The sequence below is a fragment of the Gordonibacter sp. 28C genome (genome assembly GCF_003339845.1).
GTDB lineage: Bacteria > Actinomycetota > Coriobacteriia > Coriobacteriales > Eggerthellaceae > Gordonibacter.
Genome location: NZ_PPTR01000003.1, coordinates 390872 through 404094, shown reverse-complemented (window position 1 = coordinate 404094; position 13223 = coordinate 390872). Strand labels below are relative to the sequence as shown.

At 67.1% G+C, this 13223-nt stretch carries 10 protein-coding genes; 7 read left to right on the top strand and 3 right to left on the bottom strand.

Features of this window, described 5'->3' with window-relative positions; all coding sequences use genetic code 11:
* Window positions 1–28: 28 nt before the first annotated feature.
* Entirely contained in the window at window positions 29–952 is a 924-nt protein-coding gene (locus C1878_RS05910; protein ID WP_114600754.1) for a LytTR family transcriptional regulator DNA-binding domain-containing protein, read from the bottom strand.
* A 4-nt stretch (window positions 953–956) separates the two neighbouring features.
* Window positions 957–1334: a VOC family protein gene (locus C1878_RS05905; RefSeq protein ID WP_114600753.1), complete on the bottom strand. Its 378-nt coding sequence runs from the start codon at window positions 1332–1334 to the stop codon at window positions 957–959.
* Window positions 1335–1585: 251 nt separating this feature from the next.
* Between C1878_RS05905 and C1878_RS05900 the strand changes: the two genes are divergently transcribed.
* The 6 genes from C1878_RS05900 (at window position 1586) to C1878_RS05870 (ending at window position 10412) form a co-directional block, all read left to right on the top strand.
* Window positions 1586–2359 (top strand): ATP-binding cassette domain-containing protein, encoded by a 774-nt coding sequence (locus C1878_RS05900; RefSeq protein ID WP_114600752.1) that lies wholly within the window; start codon window positions 1586–1588, stop codon window positions 2357–2359.
* A 3-nt stretch (window positions 2360–2362) separates the two neighbouring features.
* On the top strand, window positions 2363–4906 hold the full coding sequence (locus C1878_RS05895) for a YhgE/Pip domain-containing protein (protein WP_114600751.1): 2544 nt from the start codon (window positions 2363–2365) through the stop codon (window positions 4904–4906).
* A gap of 73 nt (window positions 4907–4979) precedes the next feature.
* On the top strand, window positions 4980–5873 hold the full coding sequence (locus tag C1878_RS05890; protein ID WP_241963629.1) for a TetR/AcrR family transcriptional regulator: 894 nt from the start codon (window positions 4980–4982) through the stop codon (window positions 5871–5873).
* 80 nt (window positions 5874–5953) lie between these two features.
* Window positions 5954–7780 (top strand): glutamine--fructose-6-phosphate transaminase (isomerizing), encoded by a 1827-nt coding sequence (gene glmS / locus C1878_RS05885; protein ID WP_114600750.1) that lies wholly within the window; start codon window positions 5954–5956, stop codon window positions 7778–7780.
* Between the two features lie 262 nt (window positions 7781–8042).
* Complete coding sequence (gene acpS, locus C1878_RS05875) at window positions 8043–8624, top strand: holo-ACP synthase (RefSeq protein ID WP_241963628.1); 582 nt, start codon at window positions 8043–8045, stop codon at window positions 8622–8624.
* Between the two features lie 189 nt (window positions 8625–8813).
* On the top strand, window positions 8814–10412 hold the full coding sequence (locus C1878_RS05870; protein WP_241963627.1) for a L,D-transpeptidase family protein: 1599 nt from the start codon (window positions 8814–8816) through the stop codon (window positions 10410–10412).
* A 389-nt stretch (window positions 10413–10801) separates the two neighbouring features.
* Here the strand turns inward: C1878_RS05870 and C1878_RS05865 are convergent, their stop codons facing one another.
* Window positions 10802–11824, bottom strand: a complete 1023-nt coding sequence (locus tag C1878_RS05865) for a hypothetical protein (RefSeq protein WP_114600748.1) — start codon at window positions 11822–11824, stop codon at window positions 10802–10804.
* A gap of 447 nt (window positions 11825–12271) precedes the next feature.
* Between C1878_RS05865 and C1878_RS05860 the strand changes: the two genes are divergently transcribed.
* Window positions 12272–13147, top strand: a complete 876-nt coding sequence (locus C1878_RS05860) for an NAD(P)H-hydrate dehydratase (protein WP_241963626.1) — start codon at window positions 12272–12274, stop codon at window positions 13145–13147.
* The last annotated feature ends 76 nt before the right edge of the window (window positions 13148–13223 follow it).

The window sequence follows — 13223 nt, the reverse complement described above, 5'->3', positions numbered from 1 at the left end:
GTCTCCTCCGTCGTTCCGGGAGGCTTCCCTAGAAGCCGTATCTCTCCCGCATCTCGTCCGCGCGTCCTTTGGCGAGCGGCACGGACGTCTTCGCGGCGTCGTTCAAAGTGAGGTTGAAGCTGTTGCGGGTGTAGCGCTCCACCTTCGCCACCCGCTGTACGTTCACCACGAAAGAGCGGTGGCAGCGGAAGAACCCGAAGCGTCCCAGCTGGGCTTCCAATTCGTCCATGGTGAGCGGGGTGGGGTAGAGCGTCCCGTGCACAGAGACGTAGTTCGCCTTGTTCATGCTCTCGGCGAAGTCGATGTCGCGCGGGTCGAACAGCAGCGTGGCCGCGTCGGTTTTGGCGGGGATCTTGCACACGCGCACCTCGTCGCCGGCGAACGCCGGGCCGTTCTCGCCGATGCCGTTCTCGTTTCCGTCGTCCTGCTCGACCTCGATGAAGCGGCCGTCCTCGTGCCAGAACACGGCTCCGGGCATGAGCAGCGCCTCGCGCATGGGCTCCAGAGTGGTGAAGAAGCGGCAGCCGCGCTCGACTCTCTCGGCTATCCAGGACAGCGCCGCCTTGCGGCCTTCGGCGTCGAGGTCGGCGAGGGGCCGTTCCAGGAAGCACACCTCCGGCTCGAACAGGCTCGCGCGGGCCAGGTTCACCAGCGCCATCTGGGCGGGCGAGGCGTCGCGCAGGCGCAGCTTGGCCGCGTCGCGCAGGCCGAAGTGGGCGATGGCGTCCTCGTGGTGCACGCCGCCGGCCAGGCGGCTGTAAAGACGCAGGTGGGAGGAAACCGTTTCCACCGCGCTGCCGCGGTCGGTCTCCACAGCGAAGGCGAGCCGCCGTGTGCGGAAGCGTGCGCGCACGGCGGCCAGCAGGGCGGCGGAGACGTCGCGGCCGCATTCGACGTGGACGCTGCCCTCCTCGGACTCGACGAGCTCTTCGGGCGAGGCGTATTCGGCCATGGACCTATTCCGTGCGGTCGGCCGGGAGGATCTCGAGCCAGCAGCCGTCGGGATCCTGGATAAAGTAGATGCCCATGCGCTCGTTCACGAAGCACACGCAGCCCATCTCGTCATGCAGGGTGCGGGCGGCGTCCATGTCTTCCACCTCGAAAGCCAGGTGCGTGTCGCGCCCGCCGTTGTCGTAGGGCTCCGTGCGCCCGCGGTTCCAGGTGAGCTCGAGCTGGAACGGGGCCTCGTCGTTGCCGACGTACACGTTCTCCCACGATCCGTCGTCGGGTCCCATGCGGTGCTGGACGACGAGCCCCAGGGCCCGCTCGTAGAACGCGAGGGACGCTTCCAGGTCGAGCACGTGGATGCATTCGTGAACCATCTTCGCTTTCATGCCGGCTTCCTCCGTATCGCTTGCGTTCGGACTCGTACAGTATACGCAAGCGTATCAGCGCGCGCCCCGACGACCATGGAAAACGAAAAGTAGTCGATACCGCGCTTGGAAACGCCCTAATGTGTCGAATTGGGGACGAATGGGAGGCGAGGGCCTTGCCTCGGGTCCTCCCGGTGCTATACTTCCGTTTTAAAAACTGACTAGTCAGTCAAAAATAAACGACTGGCATGGCGAGGGAAGGACGTGAAGGCATGCAGGAGACGCAAGAGCCGAAGGTGCGGCTCGTGCCGAGCGCGTCGATCGAGGTTCGAACGACGTCGGGCGGGCGGTCTCAGGAGCGCCCCGAGTCGGGCACGTTCGTGCGCGAGGGAATCACGCTCGCGGGCGAGCCGTACATCGCGGCGCGCGGTTTGGGATTGAAGACGTTTGCGGGGTACGCCTACCACGACGTGGACGTCGACGTGCACAAGGGCGAGCTTGTGGCCGTGCGCGGGCGCAACGGCAGCGGCAAGACGGCGCTGCTGCTCACGTTGGCCGGCCGCATGAAGCAATCCGAGGGCACGCTGACCGTGGGCGGCTTCGAGCTTCCGCGCCAGCGCGCGAAGGTCGCGCGGCGCGTGGGGTTGAGCCTGTTCAAGGGCGTCAACGATCTGCAGGACAGCCTGACGGCGGCATCTGCCGTGGGCGCCGAGCTCGAGCTGTACGGCCGCAAGGCCCGCCGCGACGCGGTGCTCGACTACCTGCGCGCATGGAACCTCGCCGACGTCGCGACCATCCGCGTGAAGGACCTCACGTCCGAGAAGCTCACGCAGCTGGGCATCGCGCTCGCGTTCGCGGGGGAGCCCGACGCCGTGGCGGTCGACGACGTGGAGGACCAGCTGACCATGACGCAGTCGGAAGGGCTCGTGAACCTGCTGCTCGACACGGCGCGCACGCGCGACGTCGCCATCGTCATGGGTGTGGTCGAACGCGACCTGGCCGCCATGGCCGACGCGTGCGTGTACCTGTCGAAGGAAGGTGAGTGAACCATGGCGTTCAAGGGCTTGCGCTTCGCCGGGCTGGAATGGAAGAACATCACGGCTTCGAAGGTCATGTGGGTGGTCATAGCCGCCATCGCCATCATGCCGCTTTTGTACGGCGCGCTGTACCTGGCCGCGTTCCAAGACCCTTACGCGCGGTTGAACACGGTGCCGGTGGCCGTGGTGAACGAGGACGAAGGCGCCGTCATCGCGGGCGAGAACCGCAACCTGGGCGACGACGTGGTGGACGAGCTCAAGGGAACCGACGACGGCCTGGGATGGAACTTCGTCTCGGCCGACGAGGCGCAAAAGGGCTTGGAGGACGGCGCGTACTTCATGACGTGCACCATCCCGGCCGACTTCTCCGAGAGCGTGTCCTCGGTCGATTCGAGCGCGCCCGAGAAGGCGCAGCTGAACATCGAGTACAACCAAAGCGAGAACATGCTGGCCTCGCAGATCGGCGAAACGGTGTGGAAAGAGGTGCGCCAGCGCGTGAGCGACTCGGTGGCCGCCGAGTACTGGACCACGGTGCTCGACCGCGTGGCCGACTCCGGCAAGGACATCCAGACGGCGGCCGACGGCGCCGGCACGCTCAAGGACGGCCTGGTTACGGCCCAGGACGGCAGCCAAACCATCACGGCTAACCTCGGCACGCTGGCCGACGGCGCCACGGCGCTCGACAGCGGCCTGGGCGCTCTGGAGAGCGGCGCGTTCACGCTCAGGCAGGGCACGCTCTCGCTTGCGTCGGGCGCGAACCAGCTGAAGGCCGGCGCGGGCCAGGTGGCGGGCGGCGCCGGCAGCGTGGCCTCCGGCGCGGCGCAGCTGAAGTCCGAGGGCACGAGCGCTCTGGCCGCGGGCGCGGGCGAGCTGAAAGATCAGACGGCTACGCTGCCCGACCAGGCGAGCCAGATGGCAAGCGGATCCAGTCAGATCACGAGCGGCCTCGCAACGGCAGCGGCGAGCATCGGCTCCTCAGACGTTCCGGGTCAGACGCTCGCGTACACGTCGAACACCGTAACGAGCGGGCTCGGCACGTTGGGAGCGCAGCTGGGATCAGCCCAGACGGGCGCCGCGGCGGTCAACGGCGGCCTGGTTGGCATGAAGAGCGGGCTTTCGATGGCGCAGGTCGGCGCCCAGGGGTACGAGCAGGCCCTCGTGACAGCCATTCCGGCGATGCAGAACAGCACCGATCCCGCGACGAAGTCCCTCGGCGACCAACTTGCCGCCAGCGTGCTGGAGCAGGCGCAGTCCGGCGCCGTTTCGAACGGGCTGGACGGCGCCCTCGCGAGCTTGGGCGACGATGCGAGTCCGCTCACGCTTATCGGCGGATCGAAGGCCGTCGCCGTCGGCTTATCGGAAGCCGTCAACAGCATCGGGGATGCAGGCACTCCCGGCAACACGCTCGCGTACGGTTCGGCTTCCGTCACCGGCGGTCTCGAAACGCTCGGCAGCAGCTTGGCTGTCGCCCAGGCGGGCTCGCAGAAAATCACCGACGGTGCAGGCCAGCTTGCCGCCTCAGCACCGAAGCTCGTGGATGGAGTTCAGAAGCTCGACGCCGGCGCCAACCAGGTGAACGGCAAGATGTCCGAGCTCGCCTCGGGCGCCTCGCAGGTGGCCGACGGCGCATCGCAGGTCGATGCGGGCGCCTCGTCGGCCGTCTCCGGCGCGAACCAGCTGAACGACGGCGCCGCGCAGCTGGTTTCGGGCGCGGCGAGCGCCAAGGACGGCTCCGCGCAGATCGCGTCCGGTGCGGGCCAGCTCAAGGACGGCAGCGCCGCGCTCACGTCGGGGCTGACCGACGCCGTGGACGGCTCGGGCGAGCTTTCCGCCAGGCTGGCCGAAGGCGCGCGGACGGCGGCCGACCAGACCTCGAACATCGCGGGCAAGTCCGAGGTCATGAGCGATCCCGTCGAGCTGGTGAACGAGTACTACACCACCGTGAAGAACTACGGCACCGGCTTCGCCCCGTACTTCATGGCGCTGGGCCTGTGGGTGGGCGGCCTGGTGGCGGGCTTCGTGTTCAAGCCGCTCAACAACCGCCTTATCATGTCGGGCGGAAGCCCCCTCACGGTGGCGTTCGCGAACTACCTGCCGGTGGCGTTCTTCTCGCTCATCCAGGCCACGCTGCTCATGGTGGTCCTGCAGTTCGGCTTGCAGCTGCAAATCGACAACGTGCCCGCGTTCTACGCCATGGGGTACCTCACGGCGCTCGTGTTCGCGGCCATCATGCAGATGCTCATGGCGGCGTTCGGGTTCCCCGGCAAGTTCGTGGCCATCATCCTGCTCATGCTGCAGCTCACGGCCTGCGCCGGCACGTTCCCCATCCAAACGACGCCGGACTTCTTCCAGGTCATCAACCCGTACATGCCCATGACGTACGTGGTGCAGGGCATGCGCCAGATCATGACGGGCCTTGATTACGGCATCGTGGGATTCGACTGCTTCGTGCTGTTCGCCATAGGGGCGGTGTGCTTCGCGCTCACGTGCCTCGTGGCCTGGCGCAAGCGCACGGTGCGCATGGACGACCTGCATCCGGTGCTGCAGCTGGGTTGACGCGCGCGGGGTGCCGGTGACGTATAATGGAGCGGCCCGCCGCGCGAAGCGCCGGGCCGCGGAGGTGATGATCATGGGGAAGAAAAAGGCAGGTGCGGGTTCCGCGGCGAGGGCCGCAAGGGCGGAATCGCCGACGGGTCGCGCGCGCGACGATGAGACGGCGTCGCGCGCGGAGCGGGCGGGAAAGCCGTCCAAGCGCGGCGGCAAGGCGGACGCGACGCGGAAGCTGCTGCTCGAGGCGGCGCTGGGCGTCATCGGCGAGAAGGGGTACTCGGCCGCCACGGTCGACGAGATCGTGGAGGCGGCCGGCGTGTCGAAGGGCGTGGCGTACTACCACTTCAAAAGCAAGGCCGCCATGGCCGAGAGCATCTTGGAAGAGGGCATCAACGAGCTCATCGAGGATTTCGAGGCCATCGCGGCCAAGGCTTCCAACGCCCCCGAGGCGCTCACGGGCATGATCGAGCGGTTCGCCACGCGCATCTTCGAGAACAAGGCGTTCGGGCGCTTCTTCGTATCGGAGCTGTGGCGCGAGGGGCGCGCCTGGTCCGACGCCATGCGCGGTTTCGAGGACCGGCTGCTGCACCTGCTGGAAGGCCAGCTGAAGCGCGGCCAGGACGAGGGCTTCATCCGCCTCGAGATCGACCCGGCGTTCGAGGCCGTGGCGCTGGTGGGGCTCGTGCTCACCACCGCGCTGTACTATCTGGGCGGCTCGATGAGCGGCGCGCTCGCCGACGGCGCGCGCGGGGTAGCGGGAGGTCCCGTTGCCGACGGCGCACGCGGAACGACGGAGGGGTCCGGCCCGGCCGGCTCCCCCGCGAACGCGTCGGGCGCCCACGGCGACGGCGAACCGTGCTCGGTGGCCGAGGCCTTCTCCCATGCCGACCAACAGCGCGCCAAAGATGCGTTTATTGAGCGAATTTGCGACTTCGTCCGCCATGCGAACGCCCGTCCGGGGCTGTTGCCTTAAAATTTTGGCGAAAGCAACCCCGGTCGCTCCGGTTCTTCGTGCCGCGCGACGCGGCGGCAAAGCGGAGAAGGAGCGATCGTATGTGCGGAATCGTCGGATACACCGGAGGGCGCCCTGCCCAGGACATCCTCATCGAGGGCCTGCGACGGCTCGAGTACCGCGGCTACGACTCGGCGGGCATCGCCGTCGAGCAGGGCGGCAAGCTCGAGGTCGTGCACCGCAAAGGCAAGGTGGGCGGGCTCGCCGAGACCGTCGCCAACCTTGATATCGCGGGCACCTGCGGAATCGGGCACACGCGCTGGGCCACGCACGGCAAGCCGAGCGAGCGCAACGCGCACCCCCATACGTCCTGCGGCGGCCATATCGCCGTCGTCCACAACGGCATCATCGAGAACTACGCCGAGCTGCGCGACGAGCTGACGGCGCGCGGTCACGAGTTCACGAGCGACACCGACACCGAAGTGGTGGCCCACCTGGTGGAGGAAGCGTATGTGGACGACCTGCTGCAGGCCGTCCACGAGGCCGCCGCGCGCCTTGTCGGCGCCTACGCGCTGGCCGTGGTGTGCGATTCCGAGCCGGGCGTCATCGTGGCCATGCGCAAGGATTCCCCGCTTGTGGTGGGGCAGGGGGCCGACGGTGCCTACGTGGCCTCGGACATGATCGCGCTCATCGACGCCACGCGCGACGTGGTGGTGCTGGGCGACGGCGAGGCCGCCAAGCTCGCGCCCGAGGGCATCCGCTACTTCAGCGCGTTCGGCGAGGAGATCTACGAGCCCAAGGTCACGCATGTGGATTGGGACGTCGACCTGGCGGAAAAAGGCGGCTATCCCGACTTCATGATGAAGGAGATCCACGAGCAGCCCCGCGTCATCCGCGACACGCTGGCAGGCCGTCTGGTGGACGGGCATCTGGCCATCGACGAGCTGGACCTGTCGCACGAGGAGCTCAACCTCATCGACCGCGTGTACGTCATCGCCTGCGGCACGTCGTACCACGCCGGCCTCATCGCGAAGAATCTCATCGAGGGCTGGGCGCGCATTCCCACGGAAGTGGAAGTGGCCAGCGAGTTCCGCTATCGCAATCCCATCATAACGCCGTCGACCCTGGTGGTGGCGGTGTCGCAGTCGGGTGAGACGGCCGACACGCTTGCCGCCATCCGCGACGCGCGCGTGAAAGGCGCCAAGGTGTTCGGCATCACGAACGTGGTGGGCTCGCCCGTGGCGCGCGAGAGCGACGGCGTTATCTACACGAAGGCCAACAAGGAGATCGCCGTGGCCTCCACGAAGTCGTTCTTGGGCCAGGTGGTGAGCCTCACGCTGCTAGCCATGCTGTTGGCGCAATCGAAGGGCAAGCTCACCACGAACCAGGTGCGCCTGCTGTTTCGCGAGCTGGCCGACACGGCCGAGCAGGTGGAGGTGATCCTGTCCGACACCGCCGCCATCGACGAGGCGGCGCTCGCCTGCAAGGACGCGCGCAGCGCGCTGTTCATCGGGCGCGGCATGGGTTCGGCCATCAGCAAGGAGGGCGCGCTCAAGCTCAAGGAGATCAGCTACCTGCACGCGGAAGCCTACCCGGCCGGCGAGATGAAGCACGGCCCCATCGCGCTTCTGGACGACGGGTTCCCGGTCATCGCCATCGCCACGCAGAGCCCCGTGTACGACAAGCTGGTGTCGAACCTGCAGGAGAGCAAGGCCCGCGGCGCCATGGTGGTGGCCGTCGCCACCGAGGGCGACGAGGACATCAAGCAGCACGCCGACCATGTGATATACATCCCGAAGGTGCGCGACGCGTTCTCCGCCATCACGGCCAGCGTGCCGCTGCAGCTGTTCGCGCGGTCGATCGCCGTGGCGCGCGGCTGCGACGTGGACCAACCGCGCAACCTGGCCAAGTCGGTGACGGTGGAATAGCGCTCGTTCGACCCGCGAGTCCGCGCAAGACGCCGGCGGCGTTCGGGCGTGCGACCTGCGGGACCGCGAAAGGGGCCGGCGGTGTCCAGTCGCTCGGACAGTCCTCGCTGCGCTGCGGAACTCGCTTGGTGAACGCCGCCGGCCCCTTTCGCTCCAAGGTGGGAGCGGGCGACGGTGAATCCGGCCGGTTCGAGGCGGGTGGAGGCGTGGCCATCGGGCCGGAGCGCCAGGTTTCGGCGAGGAGAGAAGAGAGGGACAACCGGTGAGTGAAGATATTGCTGAGACGTTTGGCGACGCTCTTGAAGGCCAGGTGGGACTGGGCGTGGATATCGTGGAGATCGCGCGGATGAAGGCCATCCTCGCGCGCACGCCCAGCTTCGCGACGCGGGTGTTCTCCGACGATGAGCGGGCGTACTGCGAAAGCACGACGTCGCCCGAGGTTCACTTCGCCACGCGCTTCGCGGCGAAGGAAGCCGTGGTGAAGGCGCTCGGCACCGGGTTCTCGCGCGGGATCGGGGTGCGCGACATCGAGGTGCGGCGCAACGCCAAGGGGCGCCCCTACGTGGTGCTGTCGGGCCGCGCGAAGGAGATCGCCCGTGAGCAGGGCGTGCGTGAGCTGCCGGTCTCCCTGTCGTTCACGCACACGGAGGCCGTGGCCTGCGCCATGGCCATCACCGAGGACTCCCTGCGTGCCGCCGAGAAGCGCGTCGACCCCATGGAAGAGCTGTCGAAGCAGTTCAAGGAAGCTCGCAGCATGCTCGACGAGATCGGCGAGCAGCCCGCGCCTTCTGCTGACGAGGTGCCCGCGAAGACTTCCTCCGACGAAGAGGTTGCCGCGCGCTGACGCCTGCGGGTTCTTCGTCGGGTTTTCCGCTTCGACTCGACGCTTTTCGGCGATCCGGGCACTCGGGCTTCCTTTCGGCGTCTCCGGTTGACCGTTTCTTTCGGTTAATTAACGCAAAGCGTTGAACTTCGCGACGGAACCGTCTAAGTTGGGTTGAAGCATAACGCATGGTGAGAGGCGAGGAGGCGCATGGTGACGCCAGAACACGATACGCGCGGCGAGCACGGATCCCATCGGAGCGCTGCGCGCCCGGAGCGCCCTGCGGGCACCGTCGATCCCGGTGCTACCGACGGTTACGCATCCTTCGTGCCGGCCGCTCAGAAGGCCCGCCACGGGCGCGTCGACCAGCACGGCCCGTCTGCCAAGAGCCCGAAGCTGCCGCCGAAGAAGGCGGCCCTCGTGTTCGGCGGAGCCCTCGCCGCCGTCCTGCTGATCGTCTACGTGGCAGGTGCGGTCGTGTTCATGGACCGCTTCATGCCCAACACCACCGTCATGGGCAAGGACGTGTCGCTTAAAACGTCCGCCGAGGTGCAGGACATGCTGGTGGATGTGGCCAAGAGCTACACGCTCGACGTGTCCGGCCAGGGCTTTTCGCTGAAGCTCACGGCTGCGGACATGGGCACGGGGGTCAACAGCGAGGGCGTGACGGACGCTATGCATGCCGACATGAACCCGTGGGCCTGGCCGGTCGAGGTGTTCGGCACGCACGACGAGACCGACAAGTTCGCCACCTCGAACGGCAAGCTCGACGACGCGGTGCGCAAGGCCGTGGAAGCGTTCAACGAGACCGCCGAACCGCCGCGCAACGCCGGGCTCGATTACGACGGGAGCGGCAAGAAGTTCGTGGTGCGCACCGAAACCGTCGGGCAGGCGCTCGACGCCGACCGCGTGGTCGAGACGGTCAACGCTGCCGTCTCGAAGCTGGAGCCCGCTGCGACACTCGCCGAAGACGCGCTGCAAAAGCCCACCCTGCTCTCCACCGACGAGCGCTTGGCGAAGGCGGCCGACGACGCGAACGCGCTGCTCAAAGCCGACTTCTCTCTGAAGCTGGCCGACGCGACCGTCGCCCAGGTGAACGCCGACCAAATAGCCGACTGGATGCGCTTGAAGGAGGACGTGTCGGTGGGCGTCGACGACGATCTGCTGGCAGCCTGGGTGCAGGACATCGCCTCCCAATGCAACACGTACCAAGCGCGGCGCACCTTCACGCGCGCCGACGGCAAGGAGGTCACCGTGTCGGGCGGCGTGTACGGCTGGATCGTCGACAAGGACAAGCTGAAGGACGCGGTGGCGAGCGGCGTGCAGTCGGCCCAGACCGGCGACGTGCCCATCCCCTGCGAGCAGAAGGCGGGTGCCTTCAACGGCCTGCACGGCCGCGATTGGGGCAACCGCTACATCGACATCGACCTGACCGAGCAGCACGCGCGCTTCTACGACGACAACGGCAATTTGGCGTGGGAGTCCGACGTGGTCACGGGCACGCCCGACGGCGAGCACGACACGCCCGAGGGCGTCTACGTCATCAACAGCAAGGAGAGCCCCTCCAAGCTGATCGGCCAGATGGAGCCCGAGACGGGCAAGCCGGCGTACGAGACGGAGGTGAAGACGTGGATGCCGTTCGTTGAGAACTACATCGGCCTGCACGACGCCGAATGGCAGTCGGCCTTCGGCGGCTCGCGCTACTCGTCGGGCAACGGCAGCCATGGCTGCGTGAACTTGCCGGTGGACAAGGCTACGGCGCTGTACGACCTCATCGCCATCGGCGACGTGGTGGTGTGCCACTGGTAGATCGCCGCGCCCGCGCGGCCGTCGATTCCGCAGGGGACGCGCCAAGCGGGCCGCCTGCGCCGCTTCGCGCGCCGACCTCCGTGCGATCCGCGACGAGTCGGTGCACCCTGCCTGCGAGCCGATAGGGGAGGCGTTTGGCACGCTCTCATCGCGGACATGATTCGACGCGTCGCCCATGCATGAGCGTCGGCGGGTCGAGTGCATGCGGAGTGCCAATTCCCGAGCAAAATTGACGGTTGGGTACGGACTCCGCAGGTCCAAAACCCTCCGAACGGCGTTTTCGAATGCTGTTTGCTCGCTTCGTTGATGCGTGAATTTCGCGATCTGGGAAAACGCGCCTCGATGCGCTGCGATTCCTCCCGCCTCGCGTTCCCAACCGTCAATTCTGCTCAAAAACCGGGGTCCGATTTACCTTGCGGCGAAATTGGCGCGGCGTTGCCTCGAGTGGCTGGCACGCTCGTGGGGCGGACGAGCTCCGACAGCAGAACCGATCGCAACTCGAGTTGGCGCGTCGCGAAGTTGTCGTTGCGCGGCTGAATGCGTTCGCCGAGGCGCTTCGCTATTGTTTGGGCCGTCTTGTTGAACTCTTGGAAGTTGAACAGCTGGCCCGACGTGACCGTGACCACGGTCACGCCCAATTCCAAAAGCTCGTCTCGGCGCTTCGAGTCGTGTGCGATCCTTCCGGCCCCCGTGTGGCAGAGGTTGCTGTCGTACTCGATGGCGAGATCGGCCTTATCCCAGAAAAGGTCACATCGATAATAGTTCTGGCTCACGTTCTTGCGGGCGTGTTTTCCGGGGTCGATGCGATAGTTGAGCTGCGGATGCGACAGCGAGCATCCTCCTTGCTGGTATGGCAAGGTGAGTAGCATTGAAAGGACCGTCTCCGCGGGAGAAGCCGAATTTGGTAGCACGTGCCGGAGCGCCCTCCTTGCTTGGGCGACGCCGCGCATGGTGCCGGCTTTCTCAAGGTAGGAGCTCAGCCTTGCCGGGTTTGTTTGGGGAAGCTGGTCGAAATCCCTTTCCGAGGGCGTCTCTGAGGGTGTGTACGTTCCGCATAACTCGTATCCTACGTCGACAAGTTCCACGAATCCTTCGTTGGCTTTTTGCAAGAAAGCAAGGTCGGGCGAGACGAGGAAGAGCCCGTCGTCGACAATGGCGAGTGAACCCTGCGGCAAAAGCTCGTCGCGTGCGTGGTAGACGACGTTGGGCGTGCGGAACCTCCGCTCGCTTTTCGGAACCAGCAGGTGGAGGGGGAGGCTCAGGGCGTGCGCTTGGCACAGCGCGAGAACCTCGGTATTGGGGATGCGGTCGCCCGGCGTGCGGGCGCGCGTGGGCTTGGGGCGGGGCAGGCGAAGCGTGCTGACCGACCTCCAATATTCCAAGGCGCTCCTATGGCTGAGGACGAGTTTCATGCGGGGAGTTTACCATGCGATTGAACAGGATAAACGAAGAATTTTTTCGCGTTGGATCCGTGCAAGTTCCAGGCGGTTCGCGCACGGTTTTGCGACGGCGCTCCCGCAAGGTCCGCGCTGCGTTCGTGCAAGGTTCGCACGGCGCTCCCGCAAGGTTCTCGCGACGATTGCGCAGGTTCTGCGCGGCGCTTTCACGCGTCTGCCGACATTCCCCCTCGGCTCCTGTTTGGCTCGTGCCGGGATCGTTTCGCGGCGTGACCGCTTTCGCGACGGGTTGCGTTTAGCACGGCGCGCTGCGACGCGTGCGGTGCAGACGACGCTATAATGGACGCGGGAGCTGCATTCCGCGACTCCGGCTTGGGCAGTGCGCTTCGGTATGGCGAAGCGGCGCGCCCGCGCAGCCGGCCGAGCGGGCGCGCTGCGGCATCGATGGGAAGAGGTGCGGTTATGGACGTTCGCGAATACACGGCCGACGAGCTGGTGGCTTTGCTGCCGCTCCCCGACGAGGATGCGAACAAGTACACGCGCGGCACGCTCGTGCTCGTGGCGGGTAGCGCCCGCTATCCTGGCGCCGCGTGCTTGGCGGCTGCGGCGGGCCAGCGCATGGGCGCAGGCTATACCGAGGTCGTCTGCGCGCCCGACGCCGTGCCGCTCGTGCGCGGATTCCGCCCCTCGTTGGTCGTGCGGTCCTGGGAGGGGTTCCAAAGCTCCGACATCGCGCCCGCGCGCGTCGGCAAGCCGGTCGCCTACGCCGTGGGATCGGGCTTCGATGCCGGCGATGCCGCATCGGCCCGCCTCGTCCACCTGGTGCTGAAGCACGCGCAGGTTCCCGTGCTCGTGGACGGCGGGGGTTTGGCGGCGCTCGCTTCGAAGAAGGGGCAGCGCCTGCTCAAGCGCCGCTTCATCCACGGATGGCCCACCGTCGTCACGCCGCACGGAGGCGAGGCGGCTCGGCTCGCGCGCGCCTTCGAGCTGCCGGAGGAGGAACCGGCGCGCTTGTCGCAGCTGCTGGCGCAGGCGTACGGAACGACGGTGGTTCTCAAGGGCCCCGACACGTTCGTGTCCGACGGCGACGAAACCGTGCGCATGGGCGAGGGCACGGCGGCGCTCGCCAAGGCCGGCACGGGCGACGTGCTCGCCGGCATGGTGGGCGCGCTGCTGGCCCAGGGCATGGAGCCGGTGGACGCCGCCGTGCTCGGGGCGACCTTGCACGCGCGCGCCGGCGCGGCCGCGGCGGAGCGCCTCACGTCCATCTCCGTGGCGGCCGAGGACGTGGTCGACGCGATTCCCTGCGCCATCGCATCGTTGGCGGCGGAGGCCTAGCTCGCCCGGCCCGTGCCGTTCAAGGGGTCTTCTGGCGCGAAAACCCGTAACCATGCGTAAACGGATCATAGGGCGG

What these genes read in the sequence shown, in the direction of transcription:
- C1878_RS05910 (WP_114600754.1), bottom strand. Translation starts at nt 952, where the DNA reads ATGGCCGAATACGCCTCGCCCGAAGAGCTCGTCGAGTCCGAGGAGGGC.
- C1878_RS05905 (WP_114600753.1), bottom strand. Translation starts at nt 1,334, where the DNA reads ATGAAAGCGAAGATGGTTCACGAATGCATCCACGTGCTCGACCTGGAA.
- C1878_RS05900 (WP_114600752.1), top strand. Translation starts at nt 1,586, where the DNA reads ATGCAGGAGACGCAAGAGCCGAAGGTGCGGCTCGTGCCGAGCGCGTCG.
- C1878_RS05895 (WP_114600751.1), top strand. Translation starts at nt 2,363, where the DNA reads ATGGCGTTCAAGGGCTTGCGCTTCGCCGGGCTGGAATGGAAGAACATC.
- C1878_RS05890 (WP_241963629.1), top strand. Translation starts at nt 4,980, where the DNA reads ATGGGGAAGAAAAAGGCAGGTGCGGGTTCCGCGGCGAGGGCCGCAAGG.
- glmS (WP_114600750.1), top strand. Translation starts at nt 5,954, where the DNA reads ATGTGCGGAATCGTCGGATACACCGGAGGGCGCCCTGCCCAGGACATC.
- C1878_RS05870 (WP_241963627.1), top strand. Translation starts at nt 8,814, where the DNA reads ATGGTGACGCCAGAACACGATACGCGCGGCGAGCACGGATCCCATCGG.
- C1878_RS05865 (WP_114600748.1), bottom strand. Translation starts at nt 11,824, where the DNA reads ATGAAACTCGTCCTCAGCCATAGGAGCGCCTTGGAATATTGGAGGTCG.
- C1878_RS05860 (WP_241963626.1), top strand. Translation starts at nt 12,272, where the DNA reads ATGGACGTTCGCGAATACACGGCCGACGAGCTGGTGGCTTTGCTGCCG.